At 59.7% G+C, this 25263-nt stretch carries 22 protein-coding genes; 16 read left to right on the plus strand and 6 right to left on the minus strand.

Annotated elements, in window-relative coordinates:
- Positions 1 to 115: 115 nt before the first annotated feature.
- Complete coding sequence (locus tag H3T93_RS04635; protein WP_198214740.1) at positions 116 to 1753, plus strand: anthranilate synthase component I family protein; 1638 nt, start codon at positions 116 to 118, stop codon at positions 1751 to 1753.
- The gene (locus tag H3T93_RS04640; protein ID WP_144177855.1) at positions 1734 to 2324 is read left to right on the plus strand and encodes an anthranilate synthase component II; all 591 of its coding nucleotides are present in this window, start codon (positions 1734 to 1736) and stop codon (positions 2322 to 2324) included. Before H3T93_RS04635 ends, H3T93_RS04640 begins: the two co-directional genes overlap by 20 nt.
- A gap of 233 nt (positions 2325 to 2557) precedes the next feature.
- Here H3T93_RS04640 and H3T93_RS04645 read toward each other — a convergent pair whose 3' ends face one another.
- From H3T93_RS04645 to H3T93_RS04665, 5 genes are all read right to left on the minus strand, one after another.
- Positions 2558 to 3529 (minus strand): siderophore-interacting protein, encoded by a 972-nt coding sequence (locus H3T93_RS04645; protein ID WP_144177853.1) that lies wholly within the window; start codon positions 3527 to 3529, stop codon positions 2558 to 2560.
- Between the two features lie 211 nt (positions 3530 to 3740).
- The gene (locus tag H3T93_RS04650) at positions 3741 to 4604 is read right to left on the minus strand and encodes an ABC transporter ATP-binding protein (RefSeq protein WP_144177851.1); all 864 of its coding nucleotides are present in this window, start codon (positions 4602 to 4604) and stop codon (positions 3741 to 3743) included.
- Positions 4605 to 4609: 5 nt separating this feature from the next.
- Positions 4610 to 5668: a FecCD family ABC transporter permease gene (locus tag H3T93_RS04655; protein ID WP_144177849.1), complete on the minus strand. Its 1059-nt coding sequence runs from the start codon at positions 5666 to 5668 to the stop codon at positions 4610 to 4612.
- A 2-nt stretch (positions 5669 to 5670) separates the two neighbouring features.
- A complete protein-coding gene (locus H3T93_RS04660; protein ID WP_144177847.1) occupies positions 5671 to 6720 on the minus strand; it encodes a FecCD family ABC transporter permease in 1050 nt (349 codons plus the stop codon).
- A 46-nt stretch (positions 6721 to 6766) separates the two neighbouring features.
- The gene (locus H3T93_RS04665; RefSeq protein ID WP_186363944.1) at positions 6767 to 7837 is read right to left on the minus strand and encodes an iron-siderophore ABC transporter substrate-binding protein; all 1071 of its coding nucleotides are present in this window, start codon (positions 7835 to 7837) and stop codon (positions 6767 to 6769) included.
- 372 nt (positions 7838 to 8209) lie between these two features.
- Here H3T93_RS04665 and H3T93_RS04670 point away from each other — a divergent pair, with 372 nt between their 5' ends.
- The 6 genes from H3T93_RS04670 (at position 8210) to H3T93_RS04695 (ending at position 15432) form a co-directional block, all read left to right on the plus strand.
- Entirely contained in the window at positions 8210 to 9487 is a 1278-nt protein-coding gene (locus H3T93_RS04670) for a LacI family DNA-binding transcriptional regulator (RefSeq protein WP_144177843.1), read from the plus strand.
- Between the two features lie 249 nt (positions 9488 to 9736).
- Positions 9737 to 11254: a sucrose phosphorylase gene (gtfA, locus tag H3T93_RS04675; RefSeq protein ID WP_144177841.1), complete on the plus strand. Its 1518-nt coding sequence runs from the start codon at positions 9737 to 9739 to the stop codon at positions 11252 to 11254.
- A 93-nt stretch (positions 11255 to 11347) separates the two neighbouring features.
- Entirely contained in the window at positions 11348 to 12004 is a 657-nt protein-coding gene (locus H3T93_RS04680) for a YesL family protein (RefSeq protein ID WP_233439340.1), read from the plus strand.
- A gap of 259 nt (positions 12005 to 12263) precedes the next feature.
- Positions 12264 to 13571: an ABC transporter substrate-binding protein gene (locus H3T93_RS04685; RefSeq protein ID WP_144177837.1), complete on the plus strand. Its 1308-nt coding sequence runs from the start codon at positions 12264 to 12266 to the stop codon at positions 13569 to 13571.
- A gap of 71 nt (positions 13572 to 13642) precedes the next feature.
- Positions 13643 to 14521 (plus strand): carbohydrate ABC transporter permease, encoded by an 879-nt coding sequence (locus tag H3T93_RS04690; protein ID WP_110425937.1) that lies wholly within the window; start codon positions 13643 to 13645, stop codon positions 14519 to 14521.
- Entirely contained in the window at positions 14521 to 15432 is a 912-nt protein-coding gene (locus H3T93_RS04695) for a carbohydrate ABC transporter permease (protein ID WP_232348681.1), read from the plus strand. Before H3T93_RS04690 ends, H3T93_RS04695 begins: the two co-directional genes overlap by 1 nt.
- A 261-nt stretch (positions 15433 to 15693) precedes the next feature.
- Here the strand turns inward: H3T93_RS04695 and H3T93_RS04700 are convergent, their stop codons facing one another.
- Entirely contained in the window at positions 15694 to 16560 is an 867-nt protein-coding gene (locus tag H3T93_RS04700) for an AraC family transcriptional regulator (RefSeq protein ID WP_186363943.1), read from the minus strand.
- A gap of 206 nt (positions 16561 to 16766) precedes the next feature.
- On the opposite strand from H3T93_RS04700, the gene H3T93_RS04705 reads away from it, so the two are divergent.
- From H3T93_RS04705 to H3T93_RS04740, 8 genes are all read left to right on the plus strand, one after another.
- Positions 16767 to 18383 carry a glycoside hydrolase family 31 protein gene (locus tag H3T93_RS04705; protein ID WP_144177833.1) on the plus strand — a complete coding sequence of 539 codons (1617 nt, stop codon included), beginning with the start codon at positions 16767 to 16769 and terminating at the stop codon, positions 18381 to 18383.
- A 14-nt stretch (positions 18384 to 18397) separates the two neighbouring features.
- Positions 18398 to 19621 (plus strand): MFS transporter, encoded by a 1224-nt coding sequence (locus H3T93_RS04710; protein WP_144177832.1) that lies wholly within the window; start codon positions 18398 to 18400, stop codon positions 19619 to 19621.
- Positions 19622 to 20023: 402 nt separating this feature from the next.
- Positions 20024 to 21127 carry an ABC transporter ATP-binding protein gene (locus H3T93_RS04715; protein ID WP_186363942.1) on the plus strand — a complete coding sequence of 368 codons (1104 nt, stop codon included), beginning with the start codon at positions 20024 to 20026 and terminating at the stop codon, positions 21125 to 21127.
- Positions 21127 to 21903 carry a multidrug ABC transporter permease gene (locus H3T93_RS04720; protein WP_144177829.1) on the plus strand — a complete coding sequence of 259 codons (777 nt, stop codon included), beginning with the start codon at positions 21127 to 21129 and terminating at the stop codon, positions 21901 to 21903. Before H3T93_RS04715 ends, H3T93_RS04720 begins: the two co-directional genes overlap by 1 nt.
- A gap of 2 nt (positions 21904 to 21905) precedes the next feature.
- Positions 21906 to 22670 carry a hypothetical protein gene (locus tag H3T93_RS04725; RefSeq protein ID WP_144177828.1) on the plus strand — a complete coding sequence of 255 codons (765 nt, stop codon included), beginning with the start codon at positions 21906 to 21908 and terminating at the stop codon, positions 22668 to 22670.
- A 177-nt stretch (positions 22671 to 22847) separates the two neighbouring features.
- The gene (locus H3T93_RS04730; RefSeq protein ID WP_144177827.1) at positions 22848 to 23543 is read left to right on the plus strand and encodes a lantibiotic protection ABC transporter ATP-binding protein; all 696 of its coding nucleotides are present in this window, start codon (positions 22848 to 22850) and stop codon (positions 23541 to 23543) included.
- Positions 23540 to 24397, plus strand: coding sequence for a hypothetical protein (locus H3T93_RS04735; RefSeq protein ID WP_144177826.1), 858 nt, complete (start codon positions 23540 to 23542; stop codon positions 24395 to 24397). Before H3T93_RS04730 ends, H3T93_RS04735 begins: the two co-directional genes overlap by 4 nt.
- 1 nt (position 24398) lies before the next feature.
- A complete protein-coding gene (locus H3T93_RS04740) occupies positions 24399 to 25223 on the plus strand; it encodes an ABC transporter permease (protein ID WP_121912855.1) in 825 nt (274 codons plus the stop codon).
- Positions 25224 to 25263: the final 40 nt, after the last annotated feature.

Here is a 25263-nt window from a genome sequence, read left to right on the forward strand (position 1 = left end):
TATTATCTGCTGACATGCTGCCATAGGAAACTCATATCCATGGCGCGCTGAAACGGCATCAGGTGAGGTATCGCTGCCGCTCCAAACCGCAGTACTTGACCTAGGAAGTGCCCTAATGACTATCAACGTAACCATGGAATCTAGCCGGTTCTCCAGTGACCTCGATGCCCTGGCCATCTACAGGCGGCTGTGCGCCAGGTATCGGGAGGATCAGCTCTTTCTTCTGGAATCTCTGAGTGACCCAGATAAGGACCGGAATCGCTCAGCCATCGGGTTCGAGCCGATGCTGACTCTGAGTGTGACGGACCATGTCATGAACATTGATTCTCTAGGCAATGCTCAGCTGACAGGAATCCTGGAGACATTTGGTCGGATCGAGCAGGGGGTGGTCCACCATCCGGTCCCCGACATCAAGGAGGTCTTTGCAGTGCTGAGGCGGCTGGAATCCTCCTTCGTCATCAGCGGTGACCACGAAGGCCCTTTCGGGATGGGCTGGTTCGGCTACTTCGGGTATGACACCATCTTCATGATCGAGGATCTGGAGGAGCATATACCAAGGGACGCGGCCTTGCCGGTCATCTCGTTGACACTTTATCGGGGAATCATCACCTTGGATCTGAAGGCCGGCGGCCACTGCGCTACTTTAATTCATGTCGAAGAGGACACTGCTGAGTGTGGCATTCCAGGGGGCGGGGAAAATTTGCGAGAGCGCGGATCTTCTGCACAGTCTGGTCCACAGATTCAAAATATGGCAACCGAAAGCGGGGAGACCAGGCATGGATCCGCGCTGTTAGAAGATTTGCTGGAGTTGCTGCAATCTGACGCAACGCCGGGGCAAACTTCCGAGTCGGATGCTATCCGTACCGGCATTCAGGGTGGCATTGGGCCGGACTATCCATACGAGGCCCATGACACAGTCGATCGGGATCGTTTTTATCAATGGTTTGCTAAGGGCAAGGAGCACATAGCCCAGGGTGATGTCTATCAGCTCCAGCTCGGGCATGAGATCGAGGTGGATTCCCGCATTCCGCCCTTCCAGGTCTACCAGCGACTGCGTCTGCAGGACCCGTCCCCCTATATGTACTATTTCGTGACTCCCCAAGGGGTGCATGTCATCGGTGCCAGTCCTGAGCTTTTCATTGGGCTGACCCCTGATGGCGATATAACCCTGCGGCCCATCGCCGGGACGGTCGGCAATCCCGGAGATGAGGAGGCCCGCCAGTCGGCCATCAGGCAGCTGACCGGCGACCCCAAGGAGCGGGCCGAGCACCTGATGCTGGTGGACCTGGGCCGCAACGATGTAGCCAGGTGCTGCACACCCGAATCCTTGGAGGTGGACCGGCTGATGACCACCGAGGTCTACTCCCACGTCATTCATATGGTCTCGGATGTGATCGGCCGGATCCGGCCTGGCCTGGACAAGTACGACGTCTTCTCGGCCGCCTTCCCCGCCGGTACCATGACAGGAACCCCCAAGGTACGTGCCGTGGAAATCATTGAGGAGACCGAGGTCAGTTCGCGCGGGGTGTACGCCGGGGCAGTGGGTTTCCTTGGATTCGACGGTATGGTCCTGACTGCACTGTGCATACGGACGGCCTCCTACCATTCCGGCAGCTATCACCTGCGTGCATCGGCCGGGATCGTTGAGGACTCCCAGCCTGAGAGCGAGTGGCAGGAGACCATGAAGAAGATGAGTTCGGCCTACCTGGCCATCACCGGAAAGGAGCTGGCCCATGAAAGTCTTGCTGGTTGATGCTTTTGACAGTTTCGTCTATGTGGTCAAGAACTACGTGGACCTGCTGGGCGCCGATACGACCATTGTCCGGGTGAACCGCCTTGCGCAGGTGGATCCGCTCGCCTTCGACGCGGTCATTCTGGGCCCCGGACCGGGCCGCCCGGAGGACTGCGGCTACCTGGAGTTTCTTGACCAGGTGGCAGGAAGGAAGCCGGTCTTCGGCATCTGCCTGGGAATGCAGGCCATCGCGGTACATGCCGGAGCTCAGGTGGTCAGGGCCTCCAGTCGTCAGCATGGCAAGGTGAGCGGGATAAGAAACGACGGGAAGGGCTGCTTCAAGGGCCTGCCCGATACTTTCGACGTGACCAGATACCATTCTCTGGTTGCTGACGAGGACTCGGTCAGTCATGTTGCCGATCTGGAGATCAGCGCGCGCTCGCTTCTGGATGGCTATGTGATGGGTCTGAGGCGGAACCAGTCGCTCATGGAGGGCGTCCAGTTCCACCCCGAGAGCATCGGCAGCCAGTATGGTCACCAGGTGATTGCCAATTTCTTCCGGGAGTACTGCGGTTCATCAGACGGGGACTGACTCATCAGGCCAGGCCGGGTTCCTTTCCGTATAATCCGCCATGTAGTGAGCAAGGCTGTGTTTCATCTCTATCGGTCTTGCAAGATGCTGTGGCGAGGTTCAGCTCGGAAACCCATGGCCTGATACTCACATAGTCAGAAGGGTCCGTGTGATCACTCTCTGATTCGTGAGTCAAGAAAGCCTGGAGTGGGTTGTTCGCACATGGCAGGTCGCCCGCTCACTGGGTCGGACGGTCAGGACATCTCGCTGCGGCCCTGGCGCCAATATCCCATGAAAGAGACGTTGCTCCGGTCCATTCCTCGGTCTCTGACCAGCATGCGCCTCAGTTCGCGGACGGTGGCCGCCTCTCCGGCGATCCAGGCGTACAGGTCGTCGGCATGAATGGAAGCATCGGCTTGGGCGGCATCGGCGGTCTCCCAGAGCAGTTCTTTGTCGATATCGATCTCTGTGAATTCCTTGGAAGATTCAGCGGCTGTGGCCGTAGGCGAATGGATCGGCAGGTCCTCCAACAGGTTGCGCATGGCTTCGGTGAGGGCGTGCCCATGCCCGGATTCGTCGCAGGTCGTCCAGATGACGCGGATTCCTTCGAGCTCGGGCAGTGGAAGACGATCCTCTTCGGTCGGGACTTCAATCAATGCCACCCCGTCGCCCTGCCAGTGGTCGCGGATCAGGCTGTCCATTATGGCGGCGATGGCTGGTACCGCAGTCTCATCGCCTACCAGGAGAAGATGTCTGGATTGGCCTGGGTGAAAGTCCATCCCCGCGACCGGTCCTCCGGCCAGTGCATTGGGGCCGATGATGATGGCCGGGTCGCCAGGTTTTGCAGCCTCTGCAAAGGCTCCAGCCGGTCCGGCATGATCGTGGATGACGAAGTCCACATCGATTTGCTCGCTTTCAGGCCTGACCTTGCGAACCGTATAGGTGCGCAGGGGATTGCGACTCTCTGCGGGCAGGGTCCTCCACTTTTGGTACCAGGCGAGCGGATCCTCAGGGGTCGCCTCAAAGAAGGAAGGGGGCGGCACGGATCCGTCGGGAAGGGGCAAAAGGATTTTGATTCGCTCATCGTACCCGGCGTCTGCAAATATCTTCAGATCCGGTCCCTGGAAGACGATTCGCTTGAAGTGGGGCGAGAGCGTTTCTGCTCTGGCTACGGAGACACGGAAGGGGATCAAGGGCACGGGATGATTGTTGGCTTGGTGTTCCATGGCTAGCTCTTTTTCGGTTGGGGGTTTATGGGTTGACTTGGACGTTAAGTTGTCTGAGGATGAGGTTTCGTTCAGGTTGTCACGGTTCGTGAATCGGTGGTTTTGAGGCTTTGCGGTTTGGGACGTTGGAGACATGTAGAGAGCGGACGAAGGGGTTGGCATCAAGACTTTTACATCATTGGGCTGTTTGGTGTCGTTCTGCCGAGTCATCTCAGTGTACGTGTACATTGCAAGCCCCGCCAGAGTGGGCTTCGAGACTATGGAGGGGCGCTGGGGTCATCAAGGGGGCGCCGGTGGAATCATCGGTCACCACGGTGGATGCGATGTCGAATACCTCTCTGACCAGGTTCTTGGTCATGACCTCATCGGGAGCGCCCAGGGCGGCCATCCGGCCATCTTTGATGGCCAGGATCCAATCCGAGTATCTGGCGGCCATGTTCAGGTCATGGAGAACCATGACCACCGTGACGCCCTCCTGCCTGTTCAGGGTGCTCAGCAGGTCAAGCACCTCAAGCTGGTAGGCGATGTCCAGGTAGGTGGTCGGCTCGTCAAGAAGGAGTATGTCGGTCTGCTGGGCCAGGGTCAGAGCAATCCAGGCCCGCTGGCGCTGGCCTCCGGACAGACGGTCGATCGGGCATCCCGCCATGTCAGTCAGTCCGGTCAGGGCGAGGGCTCGTTCCACTGCCTTTTCATCCTTGGTGGTCCACCGTTCGACGAAGTGGTGGTGGGGATATCGACCGCGAGCGACCAGGTCGGCGATGGTGATGCCGGCGGGGGCTGACGGGTTCTGCGGCAGCAGCCCCAGAATCGTCGCTACCTTGCGGGTGGGCATGCTGGTGATGGGTTCTCCGTCCAGCATGACGGCCCCCGACGCCGGTTTCAGAATCCTGGCCATGGCCTTGAGAAAGGTCGACTTCCCGCACCCGTTGGGTCCGATGATGGATCCCATCGTGTGTGGAGGTATATCAAGACTCAGATCCTCGATGACCGTACGTCCGCCATAGGTGAGGCGAAGGTGCGAGGCGGCCAGCCGATGCTCGCTACTGCAGGAGTCGCCTGCCGGGGGTGACGTCATGATGTTCAGAGCTCCTGTCTGCGGGTCATGAGGACCATGATCGCGATGAGGACGGGTCCGCCCACAATGCTGGTGATGATGCCGACCGGCACCTGGGCCGAGGGCAGATGTTGGGCGACGATGTCCGAACCCAGAACCAGGCAACCTCCTACCAGGCCTGACTGGATAAGGGCTGATGCTCCCCGGCCGACCAGGACCGTGGCGATGGGGCCGGAGAGGAACGAAACGAAGGAGATGGGACCGGTGGTCGCTGTCGCGACAGACAGGAGGAGCACGCCTACGATAATCACCTGAAACTGAACACGGCTTACCCTGACGCCCAGTCCTGCGGCCATCTCCGGTCCCAGCTGTAGGGTGCTGATATTCCTGTCGAGTGCCAACAAGAGCGTGGCGCCGAGCAGTGTTGTTGTTGCCAGTATCGGCAGATCGGTCCACTGGGCATCGGCCAGGCTGCCCGTCAGCCATCTGGTCGCAGCCTGGATGTTCCATTGGTCGCTACGAATCATCAGCCAGGAGCCCAGTGCGTTGAACCCTGCGGCTACTCCTATTCCGATCAGTATCAGCCGGGTCGGGTCAAACGAACCGCGCCAGGCCAGGGCCATGACCAGGAGGGCTGTCAGGAGACCACCCATGACCGCCAGGCAGGCCAGAGGCATGCCCGACAGACCCAATACGACAATGCCGAAGATGGCAGCAGTGTTGGCTCCGGCAGTAATGCCGATGATGTCCGGGCTGGCCATCATGTTGCGTAGGAGGTGCTGGAAACCAATTCCGGCCATGCCGAATGCGATGCCGGCGACACAGCCAATTAGTGTCCGGGGCATGCGCAGTTGGAGAATCACGAACCTGGTGCCTTCGTCTGACTGCCCCCAAACCACTCCAAGCAGGTCGCTCATGGAGTAGACGCGATGTCCTAGGGCCAGATCGGCCAGTGCGAGAGCGACCAGGAGTATCACAAGTAGGACGGTAACTGTCAGCGAACGAATGGCATGGGCCCGTCGTATCCGCTGCAGGTCGGTCATCGCATCGGGTTTACCCGAATCATGAAGGAGACAAGCATCCATGCCTATACCTCCGTGGTTTTTCTGCGCCCGGCCAGAACCACGAATACGGGAGCTCCGATCAGCGCTGTGACGATGCCGACTTCCACATCGGATGGACGGGTGATTATCCTGCCTACCACGTCAGCTCCAACTACCAAGATGGGACCGATAAGGATGCTCAGGGTCATGATTCGCCTGTAGTCGGGTCCTATGAGCAGTCGTGCCACATGGGGAACTACCAGCCCGACGAAGCCGATTGGACCTGCTAGTGCCGTGCATGAGGCGCAGAGGAGTATCGCCGCAAGCCAGGCCATGCTGCGGACACGCCCGACGTGCATGCCCAGCCCCTCGGCCATCTGATCACCCAGGGTCAAAGCGTTGATTCCGGGCGTCAGGCAGAAGGCGAGTATCAGTCCAAGAGCGAGAAGAGGTAGGACCGGCATCATGAGGTCGAACCGGGCGCCCGAGATTCCGCCCACTTGCCAGAAGCGATATGAGCTGATGACGTTGACGCGCGGCAGAAGGATGGCGGAGGTAAGGGACCCCAGTACAGAACTGATCACGACACCGGCCAGGGTCAGCCGCAGGGGCGATGGGCCGGATGGACCCAGGGATCCTATAGCCCAGACGACCAGTGCGGTCATCGCGCTGCCCAGCAATCCCACCCAGACATACTGGGCTGGCGTTGAAAGGGAGAAGAAGGCCATGGAGCAGACGATTGCAAGAGCTGCCCCCGTGTTGAAGCCCAGAATCGACGGGTCCGCCAGCGGGTTGCGGGATATGCCCTGCATCAGGGTCCCGGCCACCCCGAGCCCGGCACCGACCAGGAGGCCGAGGACGGTGCGGGGAATTCTCAGGCGGATGGCCGAGACCGCGATGTCATCCGAGGAGGCGGACAGGGCATTGAGGATGTCGGAAAGGCTGACGGAACGGGATCCGAAAACCAGGGACAGGCCGCAGACCATGACCAGACAAGCCGCCAGAATCAGCCCGGACAAAACCATGGGTCCGGTTCTCTTGCGATGCATGACGGCCTGTCGAGTATCAGGGCGCGGTGTCATTTCTGACCGCATATCGGCGCTCCCTCTTCCTTTTCCATCCCTTCCCTGCGGGGCCGAATCAGATCTTGGCGGCAGCCTCGCCCAGAAGCCCTGCGTAGGTGTCGGTCGTCTTCCGGATGGACAGGGCTGAGGGGTCAAGGGCGTTGGCCATCTCGCTGTCGTTGTCGATGACCACGACGGATCCGCGCTCGACTGCGGGAATCTTGGAGAGGAGGGGGTCCTTGCGCATCGCTTCAAGCAGGTCCGGGGTGCCGTAGGTGACGATGATGTCGACATCCTTGTAACTGTCGGCATGCTCGGAGGAGATCTCCTTGTAGAAGTCCTTGGTGCTCTTGGAGTCCTCCTTGATGGACTCCGGAGTCTCCAGTCCCAGGTCGTTCAGGAATTGCGGCCGGGCGTCTGAGGTGGTGTAGACGCTGAACTTGGAGAGTTTGGAGGCATCGAAGTACATGACCGCCCCGGTCTTCCCCTTGATTGCTGAGTGGGTTTCTCCGGCCTTTGCGATGCGCTCCTCCAGATCGGTTATCAGCTTCTTGCCCTTTTCGGGTTCTCCGATGGCCTGGGCCGTGGCGGTGATGACCTTGCGCCAGGGGTCGCCCCAGGCAACCTTCTGATAGGCGATGGTGGGCGCGATCTTGCTCAAGGTGTCGTACTGCTTCTTGGTCATGCCGGAGAGCAGACCGATGATCAGATCGGGTTTGGATGCGGCGATGGACTCGACATCGATGCCGTCTGATTCGTCATGCAGCTTGGGCATGTCCGCCTTGTCCACATGCATGTCATCCAGGGCATCCTTGGTCCAGGTCAGGTATCCGCCATCGACGGTCTTGCCGAAGGCATTCTTCTGGATGCTGACCGGCACTACCCCCAAGGCAATGAGGTTATCGGGGGTGGCCCATCCGACGGTGGCGATGCGCTTGGGCTTGGAGGGTATGGAGGTGGTGCCGTAGACGTGATCGATCTTGACGGGGAAGGAGCTTTGCCCTTCCGAGGCCTTTGACCCGCTGGACGGGCCTGCCTGCGAGCCCGATCCGCAGGCGCCCAGGAAGAACAGGGCGCTTGCCAGCACCAGGATGGTTGCGATAGTGCGCTTGAATCGAGTGAGGGAAAGGAGCGGTCGAATGTGCATGTGGTTCCTTTGATCGTGCTGTCGAATTGGCATGGTGCACCAGAGCCAGGTACCAGATGTAGCATCGGCCCGACGGGAAGAAAAGAGTTGATTTCCTTGGCTGCATGTGTTAAATGGAGCATATGCCGACCACAGTGTCCTTGCGATCAAGGGCATGAATAACTTGATGAACTCGGGCCTTCTTGCCACTGCGTAAACCATCCTCAACCACTAAGGCCTTGAATGAGGTTAGGCCTACCATGTTCGACGTGGATCACGGGACTTACCCCCTACGTCGCCTCTTCGTCATGACCATACTGGTAATAATGGAGTATCCGCTAGCCTCGGGGTGAGGAAGCCCGGGGGAGAGACCTGGAAGGATGGTAGGCCACTATGGTTGGTATGCGCGATGTCGCCCGGGCTGCGGGGGTTTCGATCAGCACAGTCTCCCTGGTGGTCAACGGTACCGGCTACGTTTCGGACGAAATGAAAGCCAGGGTCCATTCGGCCATGGAGGACCTCGACTACATACCCAACGAGCTGGCCAGGAACCTCTACCGCAACCGGACTGACATCATCGGGGTCATCGTGCCCACGATCCGTCACCCCTTCTTCGCTACACTCACGGCCAGCCTGCAACGGGTCCTTTACCAGCACGGTTTTCGCACCATCCTCTGTTCCACAGTCGATGTGAACCAGGATGTGGATCAGTACGTCGACATGCTCCGCAGACATATGATGGACGGAATCATCATGGGGGCCCACACCACTTATCCTGCCTCCTACTGGACCTCCATCGGGCGCCCATTGGTGGCCTTTGACCGCTACCTGGGACCCGGCATCCCTGTCGTCGCCTCCGACCACGAGGGTGGGGGGCGCTCCGTGGCTGATATCCTACTCAGTTCCAAAGCCCGTCACGTGGTTATGATCGGCGGCCCGCGCGAGCAGTTCCATGACATGCCTCGGGCTGGTTCCAACCGGGGAAGGTCGGCGAAAAGACTTGCAGACCCTGTTCAACGGGGGGGCGGAGGCCTGGACACTACCTTCCCCACGGTTCGTTACTACCTGACTTTGGAACACGCGCTGGACCAGGCCGACGTCCGATACGAGTACGTAGAGGCGGGGGCTGTCGAGAGTCTGGAGGGCTATGCCAGGGCGGTCAACCATGTGCTCGACTCCTATGACGACGTCGATGCCGTGGTTAGTTCGGATATTGGGGCGGCGTATTGCGTCCAGGAGGCCATACGGCGGGGTATCAGGATTCCGGACGACCTTCAGGTGATCGCCTACGACGGCACCTACCTGGCTGATGCGGCCGGCATGAGGCTGACCGCCCTCCAACAGAACTTCGACAGGATAGCCGAACTTCTGGGCCGGCGGATCATTGAGTCCATCGAGGTCGACGAGAAGAGGGACAATACTCGAAGGTCGGGCAGGTCCTCCGAAGGAGGCAGGACCCAAACCGGTGGCGGCGGTCGCGAGTGCCGGGACAGGGGCGCGTATTCCGCGGCCCGTCGTGGTGGCCAGATCGGCGTGTCCGAAGGGGAGGATCCACATGCAGGTCCGGATTCGGTAGCGGAATCTGCCATGGATGGGAACAGATTCGTGCATACTGTGGCGGATGTGATTCCTCTGCACGTAAGGATCGGCGAGACCACCAAAACCAACTGAATCGGCATTTGGCTGGGCCCCTCCCAGAGATGAGCCTGACCGGATCCAAAGGCTGGCGGTTATGTTCCAGCGTGAGGTCAGGAATCCGTTGCACCGTGTGTGCTTTTCAAATGTATCGAACCGGTTTTATGATACTATCGAACCCGTTCGTCAGACGTGGCGACGACGGGTTCGATATTGCGTTTGGCGTCTCTTTGGGGAGAGCTGTGACGTGCAGGGCTAGCAGGGCAGATGACCTAAGGAGGCTTCATGGATAACAAGGTCCAACTGATTGCATACGCGGACCGGTTCGGGGACGGTACGCTGGCCTCTCTCACCCATCTCCTGCGCACCCGCTTTCAGGGGGTCTACGAAGGTGTGCATATCCTCCCCTTTTTCGCCCCCTATGACGGGGCTGATGCCGGTTTCGACCCCATAGACCACACCCAGGTGGACCCCCGTTTGGGGACGTGGGATGATGTGACCGAACTCAGCCGTACCCACGACGTGATGGTGGACACCATCGTCAACCACATGTCATGGAAATCCAGCCAGTTCCAGGATGTGATGGCCCGCGGGCAAGGCAGCCCTTACTACGGCATGTTCCTGACCATGTCGACGGTCTTCCCTGACGGGGCCACCGAGTCCGACCTGGCCGGCATTTACCGCCCGCGTCCGGGCCTGCCCTTTACCCAATACACCTGGGCGGGCGAGACGCGCCTGGTCTGGACCACCTTCACTCCCCAACAGGTCGACATCGACACCGACTCCCAGGGTGGATGGGAGTACATCCTCTCCATCCTGGACCGGCTGGCCGCCAGCCATGTGCGCTACATACGGTTGGATGCCGTGGGCTACGGAGCCAAAGAGGCGGGCACCAGCTGTTTCATGATTCCCAAGACCTTCGAGCTGATCGGGCGGATTAAGGAGGAGGGGGCCAGACGTGGCCTGGAGACCCTGATTGAGGTCCACTCCTACTACAGAAAACAGATTGAAATCGCTTCCAAGGTTGACAGGGTCTATGATTTCGCCCTGCCTCCTCTTCTCCTTCACGCCCTTTACACAGGAGACGTGGCAGCGCTCGAACACTGGATTCAGGTGCGTCCCCAGAACGCGGTGACCGTGCTTGACACCCACGATGGAATCGGGGTGATCGACATCGGCTCCGATCAGCTCGACAGGAACCTGAAGGGGCTGGTCAGCGACCAGGCGGTGGACAACCTGGTCAGGACCATCCACGAGCGCACCAGGGGCCAGTCGGCCGAGGCCACCGGTGGGGCCGCCAGTAATCTTGACCTCTATCAAGTGAACAGCACATACTACTCGGCCCTGGGCTGCAACGATCAGGCCTACCTGGCCGCCAGGTCAGTCCAGTTCTTCCTGCCCGGAGTGCCCCAGGTTTATTATGTGGGGGCTATGGCTGGGCCCAATGATATGGACCTCCTGCACCAGACGGGCAATGGGCGTGACATCAACCGCCATCGTTATTCCACCATGGAGGTGGATGAGAATCTTCGCCGGCCGGTGGTCAGGGCGCTCAATGCACTCTGCCGCCTCCGCAATGGACTGGATGCCTTCGACGGGTCCTTCTCCAGCCGGATGACGGATACGGGTCTCCTCCTGGACTGGGTCGGGCAGGCCAGCCGGGCCCGGCTGGCCTTCACCCCTGCCCGGGGTCTGGGCGGGGATGCCATGGTGCCTGTCGCCGGCCTCGAGTGGGAGGATGGTCAGGGGAGTCATCGTTGCAGGAACCTTCTTGAACTGGAAGGGCTGGTTCCACAGGTCTGAACTAGACTCGGTGCCAGGCATGTGATCGCACCCATGGCCCCGTGCAGGCGATCCTGCGAACTGCCCGGGGCTGTGCGGGGGACGGAGGCTGATGTGAAGCGGTTCTTCAACCAGAACAACGTCTTCTTCAGGTTCATGGGCATTCTTTTCGACCTGATCGAGCTCAATCTGATTACTCTGATCTTCTGCATACCCGTTTTCACGGCTGGAGCCGCCTTCGTCGCTATGCACTACGTTCTCTGGCACATGGTCCGTGGAGAGGATTCCTACATCGCCATGCAGTTCTGGCACTCCTTCAAAGATAATTGGAAGAATGCCACAGTCATCTGGTTCCTGGTCATGATCGTCGGCCTGATTATGTGGGTTGATGTGCATGCCATGGGAGAACTGTCACGGTCGGGGCGGAGCCTTCTGGAGGTCATCTTGATCGTAGTTGCCCTGCTCACCGTATCCGTGGCCGAATATGCTTTCTTTCTGCTCTCCCGGTACGAGAACACCGCCATCCAAGCCCTGACCAATGCTGGCAGGCTGGCCCTGGGATTCCTCCCACGGACCTTGGCCATGACCGTTATCACCATAGGGGCCGCTGTTCTCTACGCTGCATACCTGGTCTACCTGCTCCCTCTCGTGCTCCTGCTGGGGTTCACTCTCCCCCAATACTGTTGCGCCTGGCTTTACAACCCGATTTTTAAAAGAATGGAAGAGGGCAGGAAGGGTGGACCTGAGTCAGGCGCGGGGCAGGCCCGTTAGCGGCAGGCGTGTCGCAAGGTTTGCCGCTGGTGTTTGCGAGTATTCCCAGGAGGTTGTGCTGCTCCCGTGTTGGTGGACTCGTGAATCGGTCGCTTTGACAACCAATGTGGGCTGCATGTAGTATCGAACCGGTTAGATACATAAAACAGGTTCGTATCGAACCGGTTAGATGTACCTGAATCCATGCCGGTGTCAGCCCAAAGCCAGCACCGGTCCCGGGCAATGCGGCTCAGCCGTAGAAGGCAGAAAGGCGGCAACGATGAGAATCTTCAAGAAGAGCCCCGCAGTGAAGCGGGCGGGTGCGATTGTATTGGCAACACTCCTGTCAGTCGGCATGCTGGGGGCCTGCGGATCGGGTTCCAACTCCAGTTCGGGGTCATCGGGCACCAAAATCACCATATTCAACTCCAAGTCGGAGATTCAGTCCCAGATGGAGAAGATGGCCAAGGAGTACTCACAGAAGAAGGGCGTAGATGTCGAGGTCTACTCCTCCACCGATGCCGTGGTGGCCCATCTGTCCACCAAGTACGCCTCCAACGATCCTTACACCATCTCCATGGTGGATCCCAAGGATGTATACTCGCTGGCCAAGGAACACGCGATCGACCTGAGCGACCAGAAGTGGGTCAAGGACACCAAGTACGCACTGAAGATTGACAACAAGGTTTACGGTTTCCCGGTCAGCATCGAGGCCAGGGGCCTGCTCTACAACGCCGATGCCATCAAGAAGGCCACGGGCAAGGAGTTCAAGCCTGAGGACTACAAGACCCTCTCGGCCTTCAAGGGCTTGATCAAGGAACTTCAGGCCGGAGGGATGGAGCACCCCACCGGTGTCATCAAAGAGGACTGGTCCCTGGTGGCCCATTATCTGACCCAGGTCTATGAGGAGCATGAGGATCCTGATGCTTTCATCAAGAGCCTGCACGAGGGCGGGGTCGACCTCGACAAGGACGCCAAATTCACCTCCCTCATGGACACCTTCGACGTGCTCAAAGATAATAACTACGCCAAGGACAACGCCATCTCGGCCGAGCGCGAGGTGACCGAGCAGAACCTGGCCGAAGGGAAGATCGCCTTCATGTTCGGCGGCAACTGGGACTGGTCCGTCATCAAGGACTATGACTACACCGAGAACATGGGGGAGATGCCCGTCCCCCAGGACACCAAGGACGGCAGTAACGAGAAGCTGGTCGGCGGCGGCTCCAAGTTCCTCTTCATCGACTCCTCTGATAAAACCTCCGACAAGCAGCGCAAGGCGGCCGAGGACTTCCTCAACTGGCTGGTCTACGACAAGGACGGTCAGTCCTTCATCGTCAATGACTGCTCCCTGATCTCTCCCTTCGCCAACAATAAGCTGGAGGTCAAGGATCCCTTGGGCAAGTCGGTGAAGAAGTACGCCGATGCCGACAAGCTGATCCCCAACTATAACCATCTGCCCGATGACCACTTCTCCGTCCTGGGAGCCAACTTCCAGAAATACCTGGCTGGTCAGGAGGACAGGGCTTCCCTGGCCAAGGACATTCAGAACTACTGGAAGTCGGCCAAGATCTACGAGGCCGGAAAGTAACTGTCCACTACACAGCCGGGCGGGGACCGACCCTCTGCCGCCCCCGCCCGGCCGGGGCAAGCCTGATAATCATGAAAAGAAGCAAACTCTCATACAAGGTGGGGCAGTTCCTCATGTTTGCGGGCCCTGCCGCCATCCTCTTCTGTGCCGTGGTGATCGTCCCCTTCATTTACGGCCTCTACCTGACTCTGACCAACTGGGACGGGATATCCAACCACAAGCCCTTCGTGGGCTTGTCCAACTACCGTCAGGCCTTTGCTGACACTGCCTACTGGCAGGCCATGGGCAGAACCGTCATCTATTCGGTAATCTCAGTCATCTTGGTCAATGTTGTCGCCTTCCTCCTGGCCTACCTGGTGACCAGTGGGATCAAGGGGCAGAACTTCTTCAGGGCTGCCTTCTTCATACCCAACCTGATCGGTGGAATCGTGCTGGGATATGTCTGGAAGTTCGTCTTCAATCGGGCCTTCGTGGCCATCGGGGAAGCCGTCACATCCCATACGACATCCTCCCTCCTGTCCACGCCCAACGGGGCCATGTTCTGCCTGATCCTGGTCTCGGTCTGGCAATATGCGGGCTACATGATGCTGATTTATGTGGCCGGGTTCATGAGTGTGGATCAGAGTCTAAAGGAGGCAGCGGAGATTGATGGCTGCTCCAAGGCTCAGGCCATGGTGAAGGTGACCATACCCCTAATGAGGTCATCATTTGTCCAATGCATCTTCCTGAGCACGACCCGGTGTTTCATGGTCTACGACCTCAACCTCTCGCTGACCAAGGGCGAACCATTCAACTCCTCAGTCATGGCGGCCATGCACGTATACAACAAGGCCTTCGTGTACAAGAACTACGGGGTGGGCCAGTCCGAAGCCCTCCTCCTGTTCGTAGTGTGTGCGGTCATCGGCCTCCTCCAGGTCTATTTCGGTAAGAAGGGTGAGGTGGACGCTTGATGAGTGCAGCGACAAAACAGATGCAGGCAGGGGCCATTCAGGGGGAGGAACCTCACATGCCCAAGACGGGCATGGGCACCAGGATCGGGCATGGCCTGGTCTGGCTGGTTCTGATCGTTCTCCTCTTCGCTTTCCTGGCCCCCTTCCTCCTGGTGGTCATCAACGTCTTTAAGACCAAGGCGGACATCACCTCCAAGCCTCTGGCTCTGATCGGTCGTCACGGGTTCACCCTTCAGAACTTCCCTGAGGCCATGGAAAAGATGGACTTCTGGACGGTCCTGGGCAACTCCCTCTTTGTGACCATCTGCGCTACGATCCTGACTGTCCTTCTGTCGGCCATGGCGGCCTATGTAATCGTCCGCAACCCCACCTGGAAGGCAGGGGCCATCCTCTTCACCCTGATGGTGGCTTCCATGGTCATCCCCTTCCAGGTGATCATGGTCCCCCTGGTTTCGGTCTACGGCGGGATGCTCCATGTGCTCAACAGTCGGATTACTCTGATCCTCATGCATGTCGGCTTCTCGGTCTCCCTGGCCACCTTCATGTTCCACGGGGCCATCAAGACCAACATCCCTATGGAGCTGGAGGAAGCAGCCGAGATCGACGGCTGTGGCAAGTGGAGGACCTTCTGGCGGATCGTCTTTCCCCTCCTGAAGCCCACGGTGGCCACGGTGACGATCATCGAGGCTATGGCTTTCTGGAACGATTACCTCCTGCCCTCCCTGGTGCTGGGCCGCAAGGAGCTTTACACCATCCCTATCGCCACACAGGTCTTCTACGGAACTTATTCCACAGATATCGGTCTGGTCATGGCGGCCCTCCTCCTGGCCATGCTCCCCATTCTGGTCCTGTACGTCTTCCTCCAGCGGTATGTGGTTGAGGGCGTGACCTCAGGGGCTGTCAAAGGCTGAGCAAGAATTCCCCATCGCGGATCCTCCCGCCCCTGTCGGACGCAACGCCAGTTTTCTGCACTTGGTTTCGGGCCAGCCTCTTACGGTCTAAAATCGAGACGATGGATACAGGTGGTGTGGCGGGCCGATCATGCCGATGGGGTGTCTGCCGGTGTTTGACGCCGTGCGAGTCAGCCCGTGAAAAGCGGTTCAATTGTTCTGTTTTCTGCTACTTCGGCATGACCACAACCGTCTATAGAGCCTCGGGCGGATTCCTGACGTTCAGGTTCCACCTCTGGCCAAGCGTGACCGCCTCCACCTACGGTATTGGTTGGGGGACATGCCCATCTGCCGCTTGAAGGCCTTGGAAAAATAAGAGACGCTGTTGTACCCGCTCATTCTGGCCACCTGGGTCACCGGACAGTCCGTGGTGAAGAGGATTTCCTGGCTACGGGAAATGCGAAAGCTGGTCAGGTAGTCCTTGACGGTCAGACCCGTCTGTCGTTTGAAAATAGTCGACAGGTAGGAGCGGTCAATGCCGATATCTGCCGCCAGCCCCTCTACTGACAGGTCGGAATTGTACTTTTGTCCTATCAATGAGATTGCCTGGTCCACATAAGACCCCGCCCTTCCCCCGTCCTTGGAAGCCAGGGGTTCTCTGGTCTGCCGTAACGACTGCGCCAGGGTGGAAAGGATGACGAAAAGGGCGGACTGGTCTTGGAGGTTGTCGAAGGCGCTTTTGTGATTTCGTTGTCTCATCAGGGTTAGCTGCCCGTCGACATCTGTGAAGTCTGACTGGGTCAGGGTGGAGACGATCATGGGGAAGGTGAACCCCAGCTGGGACATCAGATCGGCGGCCCTGGTGCCATCGAAGGCGATCCACTCATAGGTCCAGGGGTCGTCGAAATCGGCCTGGTAGTAAACAAGCTCGTTCGGTGCGATGATGAATGCCTGGTGGGCGTGCAGGTGGAAAGTGGTTTCCTTCATCCGCAGGATGCCGGACCCCGATACGATGAAGTGGACCAGGTGGTAGGGTCTGGCCCCCGGTCCGTAGGAATGACCCCCGTAGCAGGCTGACCGTCCCGTGAAGAGGGGTCTGAGGTCCCGCCAGCCAAGATCGGGCAGGCGGACCAGTGTCTCTTTTTCCACGGCGAACCCCTTCCGAACCGGTTCCGTTATCGACCTTGCAACTGTGCACAAAAGGCCAAGACAGCCAAGCATCCGTCGCCAACCTGCAGGTCGTCGGCACCGGCATCATGCCATACATTGTAGGTGGGTTCCTCAGTGGCGTTTTCGCCGACAATGTCCGGTCGGCCGGGCTTATGAGGGGCTGTTCAAGAAAGGTGGTGTCGGCGATGGAGCTGACAGAACAAAAGAAAGCAGAAAATGGGGAAGGTAGTGCCGACCATGACGGTTCGCTGGTCCAAGACCTGAAGAGCGGGCTCACGGCCCCATGCTCCCTCAAGATTGAAGACGGGGAGTACTGGTACGGAGGCTGCGTCATGGACGGGTCGCGTTATCCCTTCACCGCAGGTGACGATTACAGGCTGGACCTGATCGATCTGGACAGCCCAAACCAGGTCTCTCCGGCCTTCGTCTCCACCCACGGACGGGCCTTGTGGAGCGAGGAGCCCTTCGACCTCAAGGTCCAGGGGGACGCCATGGTGATGATCACACGGGGGACGGTACATGTGGACGCTTCGGGTGCCAACCTGCGTGACGCTCAGCAGAATCTGGCCAGGCAGACCTTCACCCTTGGGCAGATGCCCCCTGAGGAGTTCTTCCGTATGCCCCAGTGGAACACTTGGATCGAGCTGATATACAAGCAGAATCAGCGCGACGTGATGAAGTACGCCAATGGGATAGTAGATAACGGCTTCCCTCCGGGAATCATCATGATCGATGATTTCTGGGGAGACTACTACGGCCGTTGGCAGTTCTCGCCCAGAAAGTTCCCTGACCCAAAGGGCATGGTCGAGAAACTCCATGATATGGGCTTCAAGGTCATGGTATGGGTCTGTCCATTCGTGACCCCTGACACCGTGGAGTACCACGAGTTGCGTGACCGGCACATGCTCATCTTTGATCGGGATGGCGAGCCTGTCATACGTCAGTGGTGGAACGGCTACGGGGCGATTCTGGACATGTCCAATCCCGAAACATATGCCTGGCTGAAGGAAGGATTGCAGGACCTGCGTAGCCAGACTGGTGTGGATGGATTCAAGTTCGACGCCGGGGACTTCAGGTACTACCATGACGACGATGCCTCGCTCATGCGGCTCACCAGGCAGGAGGAGGCCCAGCTCTGGGGACGCTTCGGCACTGAGTTCGATTACAACGAGTACCGGGTCAATTACAAGAATGGTGGCCTGCCCTTGGTGAATCGTCTCCAGGACAAGATTTTCGAGTGGGGTAAGGACGGCTTGTCTGAGCTGATTCCCGATACTATAACCCAGGGCCTCTTGGGGTACTACTACAACTGCCCTGACATGATCGGTGGAGGTGAGTATCGCAGCTTCCTGGTAACCAAGACACTGGACCAGGAACTGATTGTCCGCTCGGCCCAGTGCGCCGCCCTCATGGCCATGATGCAGTTCTCCGTGGCACCTTGGAGGGTGCTGGACAAGGAACACCTGGCTCTCTGCCAGGAGGCGGCCCACCTCCATGTGGAACTTTCGCAGACGATCGTCGACCTGGCCAGGAAGGCCAGCCAGACCGGTGAGCCCATCACCAGGAGCATGGCTTATGACTTTCCGCAGGCCCCTGTGGACTGCCTGAAGACCCAGTTCATGCTCGGCGACAGGATTCTGTCGGCCCCGGTGATCGAGAAGGGTGCAACCAGTAAGAGGGTCTATTTCCCCGAAGGGCGTTGGCAGTCTCTCCAGGATGAATCGACTGTGGTGGATGGACCGGTCACCCGCGATGTTCCAGTGACGCTGGCCACCCTGCCTGCCTACCGGAGAATCGACTGAGGGGATGATCCGCAATGAGTGATGAAAAAACAAGTGAGGATAAGACTGACAAGGGCGGTGCCGTAAAAGCGGGACCGGCGCTCAAATACTCCCTCCTGTCCATATCCCTTGTGCTGACCTCGGCATATGCCATCTCGGCCGCCCTGCCCGCCATGCAGAAGTCCATGCCGGACCGTTCCCTGGCCCAGATTGAGACCTTGGCCACCGTTCCCACCATCTCGGTGGTCGTCATGGTCCTCCTCAGCGGGTGGATAGCCCAGCATATAGGGGCCAAGCGGACCGTTGGCATCGGTCTGCTCCTGGTCGGTGTCGGGGGCACCCTGCCGGCTTTTGTGACCAGCTACCCGGTCATTCTGGTCTCCCGTCTGGTCCTGGGTGCAGGTTTCGGGCTGTTCAACTCCCTGGCCGTCAGCCTCCTGTCCCATTTCTTCTCGGGCAACGAGAAGGCCACCGCCTTGGGCTTCCAGAACGCCTTTCAATCCATAGGCAGTGCAGTCATGACCTTCCTGGCGGGCCTCCTGTTGAACATCAATTGGCATTGGTCATTCCTGGTCTACCTGGCCGCCTTCCCCATCCTGATCGTATTCTGGATCTTTGTGCCTGAGGTCAAGCAGGACCAGCCAGTCAAGGGGGTCATGGCCGGGCAGAAGGTGAGTCCCGGTGTCATAGGTCTGGCCCTGTTGTCCATGGTTTACGTCTGCATCCAGGCCGGTTTCACTGTCCGCATCCCCACCATCGTGACCGATGCCGGGTATGCTTCTGCCACCGAGGTGAGCAACTGCCAGAGTATCGCCACCATAGTCGGGATGATTGCAGGATTCCTCTTCGGGGCTGTCTACAAGTACCTAGGACACTACATTCTGGCCTTGGGCACACTGCTGATGGGTTTGGGTCAGATTCTGGCGGCCTTTTCCCATAACATCATCATGACCGGTCTGGCAACCGTCCTGGTGGTGGCCGTCTCCATGGTCTACATCGGTACCTACTGCAACAACAGGGCCAGCGAACTGGCCGATGCAAACTCCGTCACGCTGGCCACATCCTTCGTCCTGGTGGGCTGTAATCTGGGCGGCTTCATGGCCCCTTACGTCCTTCAGTGGGTCTCGGCCCTTGTCGGCTCCGATCAGAATGTCCTGATTGCCTACGGATGCTTCTCTCTGGCCGTGACCGTCTTCGCCCTGCTGATGGCCATCCGGATACAGGGGGTCAAACGGGTCCCAACTGGACGTGATGCATAAAGGCGGTCATCCGCAATCGTCATCATCGGCCGGGGAACTGGTACCCCGGCCCGGTGTATAGTGACAAACGGGTCCCTGCGGGGGCCCGCATACATGCATGGGGATGGGCCTTTGTAGTCCTGGCCCCTGCGATTTTTGTTATCAGTGGATGGTGAAGTCATATGACTGCCGGCTTCCTTTGTGAGAAGCTGATCCCGGGCAGGGTCTTCTGAAGCCCTTTAGGCTCTGTAGGCCCGCTGGTTCAAGCCGCCCGTAGGGGCGGCGATTCTGTTATGTCCGGTCTGGCGCCCCTATGAGGCGTCTCTCGTGGTACTCCGGACCGCATTGGTTCGATCCTGATTTCGATCACGGTCTGGGTGCGCATGGATTTGTAGACACAGAGCACGGAAACGGCATCTAATTTTGATTGATTTCATCAAGCATTCCAACATAAGGAGACGTGAAAGCTGCAGGTATCCGCAGGCCGGAGGCGATGACAGTCCGGCCCTGGCCCTCTCCCACGTCTGGCGGTCCTTCGCCGGAAGGCGAGGTAGGAGGAAGGAGGGACCCCAAACAGTCCTATCGGACATCAGCCTGAAGGTGGACCGGGGAAAGATACAGGCCGTGGTCGGTCTGAACGGGGCCGGCAAGACCACCCTGGTCAAAATCGCTTCCACACTTCTAACCCCTACTCGTGGCAAGGTGAGCGTGGACGGGGTGGATGCCCTTGCCGATCCGAGCCAGGCCCGGAAGAGATTGGGGCTGGTGCTCGGTGGGGACAGGGGTTTCTACCCTAGGGCCACGGTAATGGCCAATATGCGCTTCTTCGCCGACTTGGCAGATGTGCCCTACCGGCGGAGGGACAGCGAAATCGGCCGTGTCCTGGAGGAGGTGGGTCTGAACGGTAAGGAGCGCCATGCAGTATATGAGCTCTCGCGGGGTCAGACCCAGCGCCTCCACATAGCAAGGAGTCTCTTAGGCTCCCCAAGACTCCTCCTCCTGGACGAACCAACTGATGGCCTGGACCCGGGCGCGGCCCTGCACATCCGCAGCCTGATCCGTTCGGTGGCGGATTCAGGGGTGGGCATCCTCCTGACCAGCCACGGCATGGAGGAGGTGGAGGAACTGGCCGACCGCATAGCGGTCATCGACTCGGGCAGAATCCTGGTCAATGGATCCCTGGAGGTCGTCCGGCGGTTCGCCGACGTGGGCTGGGTGGCTTCCTTCACCTTAAGGCCGGACCAGTTGGCCGACCCCGGTATCCTGATTGGCTGGGTCGGCCGGCGCGGCGTGGTCCTCACACGGCCATCAGGCCCCAACTGGATGGTATCCATCCTCTGGAAGCGAGCCTCGGAGGAGGGATCGGGGCCTGCCGGTGCAGAGCCGACCCGTCTCGGACGAGAAATGGCCCGGTTCTTCGCGGACCGATCTCTCGACTGCCCGGCGGACCTCCTGGTCAGGCCCGCAGGTCTGGAGGACGCTTTCCTGGCCCTGGCCGCCCGCCCAGGCGCGGAGGCGGATCTTTGATGAGGATGCTCAGGGAGGCCGCCTTCCAACTGCGCGAATACACCAGAACCACCTACTTCATTGAGATCCTCCTGGTAGCCACCCTCTCAGCCTGCCTGGTCCAACGGTTGGGAGTCAGGGCCTGGGGATCCGATCCCTACGAGGGGTTTCTCCGTTCGGCCGTCATGGGCCTGTGGACCTCCTGCACCTCCGCCGCAGGTCTGATTGGTTTCGAACGGCGCAAAGGGACCTTGGCTCATCTCATGGTCAGCAGGTCTGGCCCCCGGCCTGCCATCCTTGCCCTGATCTCTTCAACCGCCACCTTTGGCCTGCTGGCTTTTCCTCTAGCCGGTGTGGCCTGGTTGATTCCAGGGCCGGGTGCCCTCCTGCCGACCGAGCTGGGGGAGCATTGGCCGGTTCTGGTCCTGGGGGTGCCCCTGATTTGGCTGGGGGCCCTGGTCATGGCCCTGGCTGTGGCCTGTCTCTTCGTCATGACCCCTTATGCCACAGCCTATGAAGGCCTGGTCCTTGTCCCCTGTATGGCCCTGTCAGGAGTTTTCGAGGGTCCGACGAGAACGATTGACCTGGGGGAGGGGTTGGAGAATCTGATCCCCACCCGGCCTGCCCTGTCCATCATGAAGGCAGGTGGCATTGCATCCGATCCAGGGGTTTCCATCCTTTGGTGGGACCTGGCCTGCTGGCTGGTGGCCCTACTCCTATGGATCAGCCTGGCCGCCCGCCTTGCCAGCATTTCCGAGGCCAGAGCCCGGCGTGACGGCACAATCGAGGTGATCTGACCATGAGTTGGGTTCATAGGATGCTCGCCGTCGCCAATGTCAGCTGGCGCTCTTCCATGCCTGCTGGCCGGCCCCTGGCCCTTCTGGTATCCCTGGTCGTTGTCCCCATTCTGGACGTGGCCTGCCAGCTCATGCTCGGAGGGAGCCTGAATTCCCCGGCCCTGGCTCGCATCGGATACGCCGGTGGTCTGGTGACTGCAGCCTGCCAGGTGGCGACTGTCATGGCAAGCGGTATGACCATGGACAGGGAGGAGGGAATCATCCCACAGATCCTGATACGCCGTCCGATGGACCTGGCCTACTGGATTGGCCTGGGTCTTCCGGGTGTGGTGGCTGCTTCGTTCACAGGGCTGGTCGCCCTGGCCGGAACCCTGGTCCTGAATGTCGGACACAGCCCGTCCGATTTTCTCCGGGCTCTGAGCCTCCTGCCCACCGCCCTATTTGCAGGTTTGGCCTTGGGACTCCTTGTGGGTGGCCTCGGCCTGCTGACTGCGGATTCCCTCGCCCCGCTGAATGCGGTCACTGTCCTTCTGCCGGTGGCTGTGGGTGTGGTCGTGCCTGCTGAAGCCTACCCGGCCCCACTTCGTCGGTTCGCAACCAACCTCCCCTTGGGGGTCACGGTCCAGGCCGTGGGAGATTATGGTCTATCTTCGACGGCGGTCCTCCTTGCCGAGGTCATCAGGGGGCTGGTGGAGGTGGTCATCGGTCTAGCGGCCTCTGTAGTGGCCCTGCGCAGAATACGGTCAGGGGCCTATCTGAGGTTGTGATTCAAGGATGTGGAAGGTAGGAGGGGCTGTGCGCGTGCATGCACCCCTCCTCCTGTCTCAGGTGTTCGTCTAGCAAGACATTATGTCGGCGTGAGAATCCGTTCCGGCTCCTTTATCTTTCTTTATTTTCGGTCTTTAGTCTGGCTCCTGCCACAAGGAAACGAATAGGAGCTGACCATGCGTTACATATTGAGGACCGAGGGGCTGACCAAGGTCTTCGGCCACGGACAGCGGGCCGTCGACCAAGTGTCCCTGCATGTTCCTGAGGGCGGAGTCTACGGGCTCCTGGGCCCAAACGGGGCCGGCAAGTCCACCACACTGAAGATGGTTACAGGCATGCTGCACCCTACTGGCGGATCGATGATTCTGGACGGGCACCCCTGGTCGCGCCGGGACCTCTACGACATCGGCGCCTTGATCGAGCAGCCGCCCGTCTACCCCAACCTGACGGCGCGCCAGAACCTCAAGGTGCGCACAACCCTCTTTGGCCTGCCCGATGAGCGGATCGACCAGGCGCTCTCCATTGCCGGACTGGGCGATACGGGCTCCAAGAAGGCTGGACAGTTCTCCCTGGGTATGAAGCAGCGCCTGGGAATAGCCAACGCCATCCTGACCAGACCACGTCTGCTGATACTGGACGAGCCTACCAATGGGCTGGATCCGCTGGGGATCGAGGAGTTGAGGGGGATGATCCGCAGCTTCCCGCAGCAGGGGATGAGCGTGATCGTCTCCAGCCATATCCTCTCCGAGGTATCAATCCTGGCGGATCACATCGGCATCATCGCCGACGGTCGCCTGGCCTACGAGAATGAACTGCACGCCGGGGAGGACCTGGAGGGGCTCTTCATGGACGTGCTCAGGAGGTCGCGATGAACGAGCGGAATGCCAACGAACTCGTCCAGCAGGATACGGCTACTTCAGACGACCGAGTTGTGACAAAGGCTAGAACGCGGGGAGGAGGCATCTCCTTTGGCAGGGTTCTGGCGGCGGAGATCATGAAGGGCAGGTCGGCCGCACCTAGGCGGATGGCTTTGGCCTTCCCTCTGGTGCTCATTGTCATCGTGGCTTGCTTCGCGTTCGGACTGCACGTCTGGATGCCCTCCTGGATCAACTACTGGTATGTTCTGCTCCTCCCAGCCATGACTGCCCTGATAAGCGTCGCAGTGGTTAACATCGACGGAAAGCAACAATGGAGGACCACCCTGTCCCTGCCCGCAGCGCCCGTTCTGGTTTGGTGGGCCAAGATCGTCTACTGTCTGCTTCTAGTCGGCCTCGCTACCTTGCTGGCTCTGGGTCTTTCGGCAGTCATGGTCGCCGTCTCCGGGGTCCAGGGCCCCTCCATAGTTGATTTCGTAGTCAGCGCCCTGATGTTGGTCCTGGCATGCTCCTGGATGATACCGACGGGACTGGCGCTGACCGCCCGGTTCGGCGTTCTGGTCGGATTCGGCCTGCCTTACATGGCGGACCTGCTGGCCTCGATCACCTTCTGGGGGAACCGACGGCTCTGGCCCTTCCTGCCGCCCGCTGCCATGATCAACCTGCCGGTGCCTTTCATGAAGGTCATGCCTGATGGCGTGCCGCTGGAGACCGAAGACAACAGTCCGATCAAGGCTGCACTGTCTGTCTTCGGCGGGCAGAGTCTGACGGCCTTGGTGGTCTGCCTGGTCTGGTTCCTGCTCCTGTCCGTCCTGACGGGAATCTGGTTCTCACGAAAGGAGACCAACTGACATGACTGGGATGACAGTTGGCCGTGTCGTAGCCTCGGAAATCGTGCGATTGCACGGATCTGTGCTTATCGCCATCCATGTCGTCTGTGGACTGGCGGCCGGACTCGTCTGCGGCGCCTACTTCGCCGCAGCCCCCTATGACCCCGGGCTGGAGACCGATGCCTTCTTCCAGGTCCTGGGCGCCTTCATGCCCCTGATGGCCGCCATCGTCGTTGCCATAAACATCGAAACCGAGCGGGAGGCCGGCGACATGGCCAACCTTCTGGGGATTCCCAGCCGCCGTCTGGGTCTGGCAGCCAAGGTCCTGGTGCTCTGGCTTCTGGGTCTGCTGGCACTGGCCCTGGCGGCTCTGGCATTCTGCCTGCCCATGGTTCTGGCTGGCGGACTGGGCGCACCAATCCCGGCCGTCGCGCTCGCCACCCTGGGCATGGCCGGTGGCTCCCTATGCCTCTACCTTTTCTCCATTGCCCTGGCCCTGAGCTTCGGCCGGAACGCGACCATCGCCATCGGTGTCCTCGGCACCGGAGTATCCATCAGTTCCCTTGGTGGCCTCTTCAACGGCCTGTACAGCCGTACCCTGTCCGGTGCCGCCAGCACTCCCGGGATCAGCCAGTGGATACCCTTTACCTGGCCTACCAGGTTCGGCTCCCTGGGGATTGAGCAGGCGCTGGCCTTGACCATGCCGGAAGGGAAAGGTCTGCGTGCTTCAATCGGCGTGACGGCTGTGGATAATCTGGTCCCCTGTCTGGTCCTCACCCTGACCCTGGGCCTGGCCCTCCTGCTCTGGATCGGCAGGTTCGAGGATCGGCGCAAGGTCAGCGATTAGACTGGATTACAGGGCATCCGGTCCGTGAGAAATCCGTCCT

Origin of the sequence: Bifidobacterium sp. M0404, assembly GCF_016101415.1 — a bacterium.
GTDB classification, from domain to species: domain Bacteria; phylum Actinomycetota; class Actinomycetes; order Actinomycetales; family Bifidobacteriaceae; genus Bombiscardovia; species Bombiscardovia polysaccharolytica.